This window comes from Methylibium sp. (genome assembly GCF_013817365.1).
Classification (GTDB): domain Bacteria; phylum Pseudomonadota; class Gammaproteobacteria; order Burkholderiales; family Burkholderiaceae_C; genus Methylibium.
The window spans coordinates 1-11,415 of sequence record NZ_JACDCU010000083.1 but is presented as its reverse complement, the minus strand read 5'-3'; the positions used below and the strand labels follow the sequence as shown (position 1 = coordinate 11,415).

Annotated in this window: 8 protein-coding genes; 3 read left to right on the top strand and 5 right to left on the bottom strand. The window is 66.7% G+C overall.

Going from position 1 to position 11,415, the window contains the following annotated elements; genetic code table 11:
* Window positions 1-426: ribose-5-phosphate isomerase RpiA (gene rpiA, locus H0W38_RS07475; protein ID WP_292452570.1), on the top strand; the 426-nt coding region annotated here is incomplete at its 5' end.
* 43 nt (window positions 427-469) lie between these two features.
* On the opposite strand, the gene H0W38_RS07470 is transcribed toward rpiA, so the two are convergent.
* The 5 genes from H0W38_RS07470 to H0W38_RS07450 form a co-directional block, all read right to left on the bottom strand.
* Window positions 470-1,084: a glutaredoxin family protein gene (locus tag H0W38_RS07470; protein WP_292452568.1), complete on the bottom strand. Its 615-nt coding sequence runs from the start codon at window positions 1,082-1,084 to the stop codon at window positions 470-472.
* Between the two features lie 196 nt (window positions 1,085-1,280).
* Entirely contained in the window at window positions 1,281-3,380 is a 2,100-nt protein-coding gene (locus tag H0W38_RS07465; protein WP_292452566.1) for a M3 family metallopeptidase, read from the bottom strand.
* A gap of 39 nt (window positions 3,381-3,419) precedes the next feature.
* Window positions 3,420-4,271 (bottom strand): bifunctional methylenetetrahydrofolate dehydrogenase/methenyltetrahydrofolate cyclohydrolase FolD, encoded by an 852-nt coding sequence (gene folD, locus H0W38_RS07460; RefSeq protein WP_292452564.1) that lies wholly within the window; start codon window positions 4,269-4,271, stop codon window positions 3,420-3,422.
* 102 nt (window positions 4,272-4,373) lie between these two features.
* On the bottom strand, window positions 4,374-5,003 hold the full coding sequence (locus tag H0W38_RS07455) for a response regulator transcription factor (RefSeq protein WP_292445511.1): 630 nt from the start codon (window positions 5,001-5,003) through the stop codon (window positions 4,374-4,376).
* Entirely contained in the window at window positions 5,000-7,615 is a 2,616-nt protein-coding gene (locus H0W38_RS07450) for a PAS domain S-box protein (protein ID WP_292452562.1), read from the bottom strand. The genes H0W38_RS07455 and H0W38_RS07450 overlap by 4 nt, the downstream gene beginning before the upstream one ends.
* A 198-nt stretch (window positions 7,616-7,813) precedes the next feature.
* Here H0W38_RS07450 and aceE point away from each other — a divergent pair, with 198 nt between their 5' ends.
* Together aceE and H0W38_RS07440 are read left to right on the top strand one after the other, a co-directional pair.
* Window positions 7,814-10,549, top strand: coding sequence for a pyruvate dehydrogenase (acetyl-transferring), homodimeric type (gene aceE, locus H0W38_RS07445; RefSeq protein WP_292452560.1), 2,736 nt, complete (start codon window positions 7,814-7,816; stop codon window positions 10,547-10,549).
* Between the two features lie 38 nt (window positions 10,550-10,587).
* Window positions 10,588-11,415: biotin/lipoyl-containing protein (locus tag H0W38_RS07440; protein WP_292452558.1), on the top strand; the 828-nt coding region annotated here is incomplete at its 3' end.

Below are 11,415 nucleotides of genomic sequence, written 5' to 3'. Positions count from 1 at the left end.
TACATCGACGGCGCCGACGAGATCGACCGGCGCGGCTTCATGATCAAGGGCGGCGGCGCCGCACTCACGCGCGAGAAGATCGTGGCCGACCTGGCCGAGCGTTTCGTGTGCATCGCCGACGCTTCCAAGCTGGTCGATGTGCTCGGGCGTTTTCCACTGCCGGTTGAGGTGCTGCCGATGGCCGCCGCCCAAATAGCGCGCCGCTTCGTGCGGCTCGGCGGGCAGGCGCGTTTGCGCGAAGGCGTGGTGACCGACAACGGGCAGTGCATCCTGGACGTGCACGGCCTGCAGATCACCGACCCTTTGGCATTCGAGACCGAAGTGAACCAGTGGCCCGGTGTCCTCACCGTGGGCGTTTTCGCCCGCCACAAGGCCGCGCTGTGTCTGCTCGGCACCGACGAGGGCGTGCAGACCCTGCGGTTTTGAACCGGCCGCGCGAGGCGAATGCGTTTTGCGCGCTGCGCCGTGCTCAGAAACGGATGCCGTTCGGCACCGCCTCCAGCGCCGGCGGCAGCGCAGCCGGTGTCTCGGGTGCACGCACCACGGCAGGTGGCCCGGGCGGCGGGGCCATGGCCAGCGGCGTCGGTTCCCAACCGCGGTAACCGTTGGGCAGGCGTGAGGTGGCCGGGTAGCCGGCCAGGTCCAGGTCGTTGGCCCAGGTCGTTTCCGAGAAGTTGCGCAAGACCTGCTGGCCGATGCGCAGCACCGGCACTTCCGCGCCGAGGTTCAAGCTCTGAAAGGCCTTCGAGTCGGCCAGCGTGGTGACCGTCTTTTCGGCAAACGGAATGCCGCGGCGACGCAGGTAGTTACGGCCGTTGTCGCAAGGCGCGCAGGTGGGCATGGTGTAGAGCGTGACCGGGAAGCGCGCGGCCGGTTGCTGCAGGGCCGCAGGCAACGCCTCGCCCGACTCGGCGACATCCAAAGGCAGGCTCAGCGGCGCCACGCGGGCCGGGCCGCTGAGCGACGGGCGGTCGGTGTAGGTGACGCGGCCGTCGGGCTCGACCACTTTGTACTGAGCCTGCGGCGCCGTGCTGACCATCAGCGCGGACAAGGCGAACAACGCGGCAGCGGGGCGGCGGCTCATGATCACACTCCGGATTTCAAACGCAGGCGCGATCGTAGTTCACCGCGGCGGCGGATTCGACCCTGCTCGCTGTCGTGCGCGCCACAGCCGGCCGGCGAGGCCAAGACTGGCAATACATCACGGCGACGCTGCGCGGACCGTGCGCCTCGCGCCATTCGCCGAAGCAGCGGTGAGGCCTTGCGCGCCTCGACTGGTCTTAATCCGCCATACCTTGGTGCCGCAGCAGCGCATCGATGCTTGGCTCACGCCCGCGGAAAGCCTTGAAGCTTTCCATCGCCGGGCGGCTGCCGCCGGCTTCCAGGATGGCCTGGCGGTAGCGCCGGCCCACGGCGGGGTTGAATACGCCTTCTTCCTCGAAGGCGGCATAGGCATCGGCGCTCAGCACTTCGGCCCATTTGTAGCTGTAGTAGCCGGCTGCGTAGCCGCCCGCAAAGATGTGCGAGAAGCTGTGCTGGAAGCGGTTGAAGGCGGGCGGGGGCAGCACCGACACTTCGGCGCGCACTTCGTCGAGCACCTGCTGCACCTTGCCGGCGCTGCCCGGCTCGGCGTGCAGGCGCATATCGAACAGGGCCAGTTCGACTTGGCGCAGGGTCTGCAGGCCGCTCTGGAAGTTCTTGGCGGCCAGCATTTTGTCGAACAAGGCGCGCGGGAGGGGCTCGCCGGTGTCGACGTGGGCGGTCATGTGGCGCACCACGTCCCATTCCCAGCAGAAGTTCTCCATGAACTGGCTGGGCAGCTCGACGGCGTCCCACTCCACGCCGGCAATGCCGGCCACGCCGATGTCGTCGACTTGCGTGAGCATGTGGTGCAGGCCGTGGCCGAACTCGTGAAAGAGGGTGGTCACGTCGTCGTGCGAGAGCAGCGCCGGCCGCTCCTTGCCGTTCTTGCCGACCGGTGCGGCGAAGTTGCAGACGAGCTGCGCCACCGGTGTCTGCGGCGCTGCGCCCTGGTTGTCGGGCCGCGCCCAGCGACCGCGCACGTCGTCCATCCAGGCGCCGGGCCGTTTGCCGGGCCGCGCGTAGGGGTCGAGATAGAACTGGCCGACCAGACGTGGGCCTTCGGTGGAGCCGGCCGGAGCGGCACGCTCGATGCGGAAGAAGCGCACGTGCTCGTTCCACACCGGCGCGGTGTCGGGGCGGATCGCCACCTCGAACAGCGTCTCGATGATCTTGAACAGACCCGCCAGCACCTTGGGCTCGGTGAAGTACTGCTTGACCTCGTTGTCGCTGAAGGCGTAGCGCGCCTCCTTGAGTTTTTCGGCGACGAAGGCCAGGTCCCAGGCCTGCATGTCGGCCAGGCTCAGCTCGGTGGCGGCGAATTCGCGCAGCTCGGCCAGGTCGCGCTCGGCATGCGGGCGCGCACGCCGCGCGAGGTCACGAAGGAAGTCCATCACCTGCTGTGGCGAGTCGGCCATCTTGGCGATGAGCGATACCTCGGCGAAGTTCGCGTAGCCGAGCAGTTCGGCTTCTTCCTGGCGCAGCGCCAGCACCTCGCGCATCACCGCGCTGTTGTCGCGCTCAGTGGCGCCGGGCTTGATGTCCCCCTCGACCCTGGCGGCCAGTTCGCTCGCGCGCGTGACATGGGCGCGGTAGAGCCGTTCGCGCAACCGGCGGTCGCCGGCGTACTGCATCACCGGGATGTAGACCGGCATGTGCAGGCTGAGCTTGTGCCCGGTGTCGAGGCCGGCTGCCTGTGCGGCGGCGCGGGTGGCGGCACGAACGTCTTCCGGCACGCCGTCGAGCTCGCTTTCGGTGGCGATGCACGACCACGCATCGGTCGCGTCGAGCACGTGTTCGGAGAAGGCCTGGCCCAATTCGGCCTGTCGGGCCTGAATGGCGGAAAAGCGGTCCTTGGCGGCGCCCTTCAACTCGGCGCCCGACAGCACGAAGTCGCGCATGGCGTTGGCGAGCGCCTTGCGCCGCGCCGCGTTGAGCGCGGCCGCCTGCGGCGCCGTGGCGACGGCCTTGTACTTGGCGTAGAGCCGCTCGTCGGCGCCGAGCCGGGTATAGAAGGCGGTGACCTTCGGCAGTGCGTCGGTGTAGGCGGCGCGCAGCTCGGGCGTATCGGCCACGGCGTTCAAGTGGCTCACGGCGCTCCACGCGCGGCCGAGGCGCTCGGTGGCGGTGTCGAACACCGCCGACATCGCGTCGTAATCGGCGGGAACGTCGGGGCCCACCACGGCTTCGAGCGCGGCCTCGCCTTCGGCCAGCAGTGTGTCGACGGCAGGCGCCACATGCTCGGGGCGAATCTCGCCGAAGCGGGGCAGGGCGAAGGTGTCAAGAAGGGGGTTGTGCATCGGGTTCTTTGCTTTCGAATCGATCGGGCTTCGACAGTGTCAGCCGGCGCCGTGTTCCGCGGATTCGATCGTATTCATCAGCAGCATAGTGATCGTCATGGGGCCGACGCCGCCGGGCACCGGGGTAATCCAGCCCGCGATCTTGCGCACGCCGTCGTAATCGACGTCGCCACACAGCTTGCCGTGGTCGTCGCGGTTCATGCCCACGTCGATGACCACCGCGCCGGGTTTCACCATATCGGCCGTGAGCATCCTTGTCTTGCCGACGGCGGCGACCACGATGTCGGCCTGGCGGGTGTGATGAGCGAGATCAGCCGTTGCGCTGTGGCAAATGGTGACGGTGGCATGCGCCTGCAAGAGCAGCATCGCCATCGGCTTGCCGACGATGTTGCTGCGGCCGATGACCACCGCGTGCTTGCCCTTGGGATTGCAGTCGATCCACTCCAGCATCTTCATGCAGCCATACGGCGTGCAAGGTTTGAATGCCGGCTGGCCGACCATCAGCGCGCCGGCGCTGGCCATGTGGAAGCCGTCGACGTCCTTCTTCGGCGAGATGGTCTCGATGACGCGGTGCCCGTCGATGTGCGGCGGCAAGGGCAGCTGTACCAGGATGCCGTGGATCGCCGGGTCATGGTTGAGCACCTCGACACGTTCGAGCAGCTCGGCCTCGGTCATCGTGGCGGGATAGTGTTCGAGCACGGAGTGCAAGCCGCTCTCATGGCAGGCCTTGACCTTGTTGCGCACGTAGACCTGGCTGGCCGGGTTTTCGCCGACCAGAATGACGGCCAGGCCCGGCGTGTGCCCACGCGAGGCCAGCACGGCGGCGCGCTGCGCGATCTCGATGCGAATGTGTTTGGAAAGCGCGTTGCCGTCGATGAGCTTGGCTGTCATGTGAGTCCCTTCAGATGGAGAAAAACGCGCCTCTGGCGCGTTTCGGTGGACGTGTCGGGCCGCCCGGCGGCCCTTCGATGCTGATGCTGCGAGCCTGCCGGTTCAAGCCTTGGCCTGTGCCTGAGCCCCCAAGGCGATCTTGAGCAGATCGGCCACGGTGTTGGCGTTGAGTTTTTCCATGATGTTGGCGCGGTGCGCCTCGACCGTCTTGATGCTGATGCCCAGGTCGTCGGCAATCTGCTTGTTCAGGCGCCCGGCGACGATGCGCTCGAGCACCTGGCTCTCGCGGGTGGTCAGGCGCGAGAGCAGGGCGTCGCGGCTGGCGGCTTCCTGGTGCTGCGAGAAGGCGGCGCGTGCTTGATCAAGCATGCGCTCCACCAAGCCGAGCAGTTCTTCTTCCTTGAAAGGCTTCTCGATGAAATCCATCGCGCCTTTCTTCATGGTCGTCACGGCCATCGGCACGTCACCGTGGCCGGTGATGAAGACGATGGGCAATGGGCTCTTGCGCTCCATCAGCCGGTCCTGCAACTCCAGGCCGCTCATGCCGTCCATGCGGATGTCGGCAATCAGGCAAGCCACCTCGCGGGGATCGAAGCGGGAGAGGAAGGACTCGGCCGCGTCGAAGCACTTGACCCGATAGTCCTTGCCTTCGAGCAGCCACTGCAGCGAGTCGCGCACTGCCTCGTCGTCATCGACAACATAGACCGTGCCTTTTTTGGGTATCAGACTCATGCGTTCTCGGTCAAGGAAGAAGCGGGCACCGCAGGGGCTGTTTCAGTCGCCGCTTCGATGGTGGCTTCGGTGACGGTCGATGGTGATTCGACTGGCAAGGTGAAGGCGAAACGGCAGCCGCTGACAATCGTTCCATTGTAGAGGTTCTCGGCACGTATACGCCCCCGGTGCGACTCGATGATCGAGCGACACAAGGACAGGCCGATGCCCAGTCCGTCGACCTTGGTCGAGAAGAAAGCCTCATAGAGCCGGGCCATGGCCTCGTCCTTCACGCCGGGCCCGTTGTCCGTGACGCTGAACTCGATCACACCGCCTTCGTCTTGCGCATAGCGCGGCACCACGCGCAGTTCGATGTGGCGGCGCGAGGGCGGCAGCTGCGCGTTGTCGATGGCCTCGGCGGCATTCTTGAGCAGGTTCAGCAGCACCTGTTCGATCAAGATTGGATCGACCCGCAACTCGGGCAGGCGTTGCGCCACATAGGTGCGGATGTGCACGTTGCGGCGCCGCACCTCGATGCCGGCCAACTCGACCGCTTCTTCCACGATGTCGCGCGCGCGTGCCGGCTGGCGCTGCGGCTCGCTGCGTTTCACGAAGGCGCGGATGCGGTGGATGATCTGCCCGGCGCGCTGGGCCTGGCGTGCGGTCTTCTCGAGTGCGGCGATCAGATCGGGCTTCTCGATCGCGTCGTTCTTCACCCGCGACACCATGCCGTTGCAGTAGTTGGTGATCGCGGTGAGCGGCTGGTTCAGCTCGTGCGCGACGCTGGAGGCCATCTCGCCCATGGTGACCAGCCGGCTTGTCACCTGCGCCTTCTCGGCCTGGTGCGCGGCCTGCTCTTCGGCATGGCGGCGCGAGGTTATGTCGGTGGCGATCAGCATCTGCGCCAGCCGCCCGTCGGTCCATTGCACGTAGCGCGCGCGCACGTCGAACCACTTCTGCATCGGCTCGATGAAGACCTCGCGGGCGTCGCCTGCGGCTTCGGTGATCTCCCGCACCGGCAGGCCGCCGAAGCTGTCGACCGACTCGTCAGCCTCGCGCAGCACGGAAAGGTTCTCGACGGAGCCGGCCAGCAGCGTGTGGCCTTGCGAGTCGGCGCCGAACCACAGGCGGTAGGAGCGGTTGGCGAACAGCAGATCGCCCTGCGCCACCGACAGGACGGAGACCGCCGCCTCCAGGCCCTCGAGCACGGTGGTGAAGCGCTCGTGCGAGGCCGAAAGTTGGTCGCGGATGCGCTTGGCCTCCGTGATGTTGGTCATCGAGGTCATCCAGCCGCTCTGGTGGCCGCGGGCGTCGATCAGCGGCGACACGTACATGCGCGCGTCGAACATGCTGCCTTCCTTGCGCATGATGCGTATTTCCACGCCGCCCGCCGGGCTGCGGCCTTGCAGTTCCTGCTGCAACAACCGAGTGTTCTCCTCGGTGCGGTCGGGCGGCCAGTAGGGAAACGGTGGCCGGCGGCCGATCAGCTCGTTCTCCGCAAAGCCCGTCATCGCGCAGAAGGCCGGGTTCACGTAGCTGATCCGGCCTTCGATATCCATCGCGCGCATGCCGGTCAGCATGGAGTTCTCCATGGCGCGGCGGAAGTTGGTTTCGGAGATCAGCGCCGTCTGCATCTGCGAGCGGCGATGCATGTGGCGCCAAGTGCCCAGCAGCATCCACACAGTCAGGGCGGAGAGCGCCGCAACCATCCAGAAAAGGGTGTTGCCGATCAGGCCGATCGACGTGCGCCAGCCCTCGCCCCGCACCACCAGGCCGTTGCCCGAGGGCGCCAGCGCCACTTCCTGCACGAAGCTGTTGCGCTGGCCGTCGCTGCCGGGTTCGCGCGAGACGCTGCTGGCGAGCACCCGGTCGGTGCCGTCGATCAGGCTGATGGCGTGTCGGCGCGTCACCTCGGGTGGCACGAAATAGCGCAGCAGCGACTCGACCGCGTACTCGGCCACCAGCGTGCCGGCGAACGCGCTGCGGTCGATCAGCGGCACGTGAACCTGGAACACCATGAGCGCGCCGGTGCCCTCGAACGGGCGCGAGTAGACCGGCTGGCGCAGATCGCGCGCGGCGGCGAAGGCCCATGCCGGCTCGCCACCGGCCTGGAGCGCGGTGGGTGTAGGAACGAGCGGGCCGACGAAATCCGGCGGGGGCGGAGGTTCCGCCAATCGCAACAGCTCGCCGGGATGGTTGGGCGACAGGTGGCGCTGGCGCACGGTCTGGTCGGCACCGATCCAGGCCAGGCTCACCACCTCCGGTCGCTCGCGCGCGAAGCTCACCGCCTGGCCGAGGAACTCGTCCTGGTCGATGGCGCGAGTCGCCACCTCGCGCGCCATGCGCACCAGTTGCTCCTGGTTCTCGATCAGCCGCAGGCGGATCTGCTGCTGGGCGATTTCGGTATCTCGCTTGACCGATTCGAGCTCGCGCTCGTGCTCTTCGTTGCGCAGGTACCAGAACGCCGTGATGATGGCCGCGAGGAAGAGCAGCACCGACAGCAGCGGCGCCAGCGTGGCAACGCGGTCCTGACGCGCCGGCGGCAAGCGCTTCCACCAGCGCCGGAACATGCGCTGTGGATGCGCCGGCGTCAGCGGACCTAGGGTCGAATCGGGGGGGACGGACAGCGGCATTGGGGGATTATCGAACCAGGCCCCTGATCGGCCCGGCAGCTTGTTTCGTGTGATGAGAGTGCAGCATCACTGCGTAGTTCGCATTATGAAATTGAATCGCGCTATTTGAAAAATTCGCCGGGGTGTGCAAAACTCGCCGCCGCCCCGCAGCCCAAGACTGTGCCCGGTGCTGATTGCGCCGCGACAAGGAGACCCGACATGTCTGCATTGCCCGACACCCCAATGGCCATTGCCGCCAACGACCCGCTCGATACCGACGGCGAGGAAACGCGGGAGTGGCTTCAAGCCCTGGCTGCGGTGATCGAGAGCGAGGGACCGCAACGCGCGCATTTCCTGCTCGCCCGCCTGATCGACGCGGCGCGCCAGACCGGCATCGACATGCCGTTCTCGGCCAACACTCCTTACGTGAACACCATCCCGGCCGGCCAGGAACAGCACAGCCCCGGCCAGATCGAGATCGAGGAGCGCCTGCGCGCGTACATGCGCTGGAACGCGATGGCGATGGTGGTCAAGGCCAACAAGCTGGACCCGGCCGACGGCGGCGATCTCGGCGGCCACATCTCCAGCTTCGCTTCGCTGGCCACCATGTTCGGCGCCGGCTTCAACCACTTCTGGCACGCCGACGACACCGCCGAAGGCGGCACGCACGGCGGCGACCTGCTCTACATCCAGGGCCATTCCTCGCCCGGCATCTATGCGCGGGCCTTCCTCGAGGGCCGCATCAGCGAAGAGCAGTTGCTCAACTTCCGCCAGGAAGTTGACGGCAAGGGCCTGTCGAGCTACCCGCACCCCAAGCTGATGCCGGAGTTCTGGCAGTTCCCGACCGTCTCGATGGGCCTGGGCCCGCTGATGGCGATCTATCAGGCCCGTTTCCTGAAGTACCTGCATGCGCGCGGCATCGCCGATACGTCCAAGCGCAAGGTCTGGGTGTTTTGCGGCGACGGCGAGATGGACGAGCCCGAATCGATGGGCGCCATCGGCCTGGCGGCGCGTGAAAAGCTCGACAACCTGATCTTCATCGTCAACTGCAACCTGCAGCGCCTGGACGGCCCGGTGCGCGGCAACGGCAAGATCATCCAGGAACTGGAGAGCGAGTTCCGCGGCGCCGGCTGGAACGTCATCAAGCTGATCTGGGGCAGCTACTGGGATCCGCTGCTCGCGCGCGACAAGGAAGGCATCCTGCGCAAGGTGATGATGGACACGGTGGACGGCGACTACCAGGCCTGCAAGGCCAACGACGGCGCCTTTGTGCGCAAGCACTTCTTCGGCCAGCATCCCAAGCTGCTGGAGATGGTGGCCAAGCTCAGCGACGACGACATCTGGCGTCTGAACCGCGGCGGTCACGACCCGCACAAGGTGCATGCGGCCTATCACGCCGCGGTGAACCACAAGGACCAGCCGACGGTGCTGCTCATCAAGACCGTCAAAGGCTACGGCATGGGCAAGATCGGCGAGGGCAAGAACACTGCCCACCAGACCAAGAAGCTTGTGGCTGAAGACGTGCGCACCTTTCGCGACCGCTTCAACATCCCGATTCCCGACGATCGTCTGGCCGACATCCCCTTCTACAAGCCGGCCGACGACACGCCCGAAATGCAGTACCTTCACGCGCGCCGCAAGGCGCTCGGCGGCTCGCTGCCCAAGCGACGCGTGAAGGCCGACGAGACGCTGCCTGTGCCCGAGCTCTCCGCCTTCAAGGCCGTGCTCGACGCCACCGCCGAGGGCCGCGAGATCAGCACCACGCAGGCCTACGTGCGCTGCCTGACGGTGCTGCTGCGCGACAAGGCACTCGGCCCGCGCGTGGTGCCCATCCTGGTGGACGAGGCACGCACCTTCGGCATGGAGGGCCTGTTCCGCCAGATTGGCATCTACAACCCCGCGGGCCAGAACTACACGCCGGTCGATAAGGACCAGGTGATGTACTACAAGGAAGACAAGGCCGGGCAGATCCTGCAGGAGGGCATCAACGAGGCCGGCGGCATGAGCTCGTGGATCGCCGCGGCGACCTCGTACTCGACCAACAACCGGGTGATGGTCCCGTTCTACGTCTACTACTCGATGTTCGGCTTCCAGCGCATCGGCGACCTCGCCTGGGCGGCCGGCGACATGCAGGCACGCGGCTTCCTGCTCGGCGGCACCTCCGGGCGCACCACGCTCAACGGCGAGGGCCTGCAGCACGAGGACGGCCACAGCCACATCCTGGCCAGCACCATTCCCAACTGCATCAGCTACGACCCGACCTTCTCTCACGAGGTGGCCGTGATCCTGCACGACGGCCTCAAGCGCATGGTGGAAAGGCAGGAGAACGTTTACTACTACATCACTCTGCTCAACGAAAATTATCCGCATCCGGGCCTCAAGGCAGGCACCGAGCAGCAAATCCTGAAAGGCATGTACCTCCTGCAAGAGGCTGCCGGGGGCAAGAAGAAGCAGCCGCAGGTCAACCTGCTGGGCAGCGGCACCATCCTTCGCGAATCCATGGCCGCACAGGAGTTGCTCGAAAAGGATTGGGGCGTCGCGGCCAACGTCTGGAGCTGCCCGAGCTTCAACGAACTCGCCCGCGACGGCCAGGACGCCGATCGCTGGAATCTGCTGCATCCCACCGCCAAGCCGCGCGTGCCCTTCGTGACGCAGCAGCTCACGCCGCATGCCGGCCCGGTGGTCGCCTCGACCGACTACATGAAGGCCTATGCCGAGCAAATCCGCGCGTTCATTCCCAAGGACCGTGCCTACCGGGTGCTCGGCACCGACGGCTACGGCCGCAGCGATTTCCGCACCAAGCTGCGCGAGCACTTCGAGGTCAACCGCCATTACGTCGTGGTGGCCGCGCTCAAGGCCCTGGCAGACGATGGCGCGGTGCCGGCCGCACAAGTCGCCGAGGCCATCAAGAAGTACGGCATCAACGCCGACAAGATAAACCCGCTGTACGCCTGATAACGCGATACGCCTGACAGATAAGCGGAGACGAAAACATGGCGCTGATGGAAGTGAAGGTCCCCGACATCGGCGACTTCGAATCGGTTGAGATCATCGAGGTGCTGGTCAAGCCGGGCGACCGGATCAAGGCCGAGCAAAGCCTGGTGACAGTGGAGAGCGACAAGGCTTCGATGGAGATTCCGTCTTCGCATGCCGGGGTGGTGAAGGAACTGCGTGTGAAGCTAGGCGACAAGGTGCGCGAGGGCTCGGTGGTGCTGATGCTCGAGGCGGCCGATGCCGCCGGCCAGGCCGTGGCGGCGGAAGAAGCGCCGCAGTCCGCGCCCGATACGCAAACGTCGGGGGCGCGCACGGAAGGCAGTGCCGACGACATGGCGGCGTCGCCGCCGCCTGCCGGGGCGATCGCCGTCCCGGGCGGCCAGCCGCCCGCTGCGCCGGCCGCGTCTGGTGCGGCGGCGTCGACGTCCGGCGAGACGCGCGAAGTGGTCGTGCCCGACATCGGCGACTTCGATCAGGTCGCCGTGATCGAGCTGCTGGTCCAGCCGGGCGACAGCGTGACGGCGGAGCAAAGCCTGATCACAGTGGAGAGCGACAAGGCCTCGATGGAGATTCCGTCCTCGCACGCGGGCACGGTCGAGCGCGTGCTCGTCAAGGTCGGCGACTCGGTGTCCAAGGGCACGCCGATCGTGGTGCTGGCCGGTGCAGCGGGCGCCAAGGGCGACGGCCCGGGCCGAAGCGCAGCAGCGCCGGCACCTGCGCAAACCGCACCGGCTCAAGCCCCCGCTGCGGCGTCCGCTCCCGCGCTGGCGAGCCGGCCGGTCGAACGCACGCTGCCGACCGCCGCACTGCCGGCTCACGAGCCGAGC

Coding starts and splice junctions, on each gene's coding strand:
- H0W38_RS07470 (WP_292452568.1), bottom strand. CDS start 1,084: ATGAGCCGCCGCCCCGCTGCCGCGTTGTTCGCCTTGTCCGCGCTGATG.
- H0W38_RS07450 (WP_292452562.1), bottom strand. CDS start 7,615: ATGCCGCTGTCCGTCCCCCCCGATTCGACCCTAGGTCCGCTGACGCCG.
- aceE (WP_292452560.1), top strand. CDS start 7,814: ATGTCTGCATTGCCCGACACCCCAATGGCCATTGCCGCCAACGACCCG.
- folD (WP_292452564.1), bottom strand. CDS start 4,271: ATGACAGCCAAGCTCATCGACGGCAACGCGCTTTCCAAACACATTCGC.
- H0W38_RS07465 (WP_292452566.1), bottom strand. CDS start 3,380: ATGCACAACCCCCTTCTTGACACCTTCGCCCTGCCCCGCTTCGGCGAG.
- H0W38_RS07455 (WP_292445511.1), bottom strand. CDS start 5,003: ATGAGTCTGATACCCAAAAAAGGCACGGTCTATGTTGTCGATGACGAC.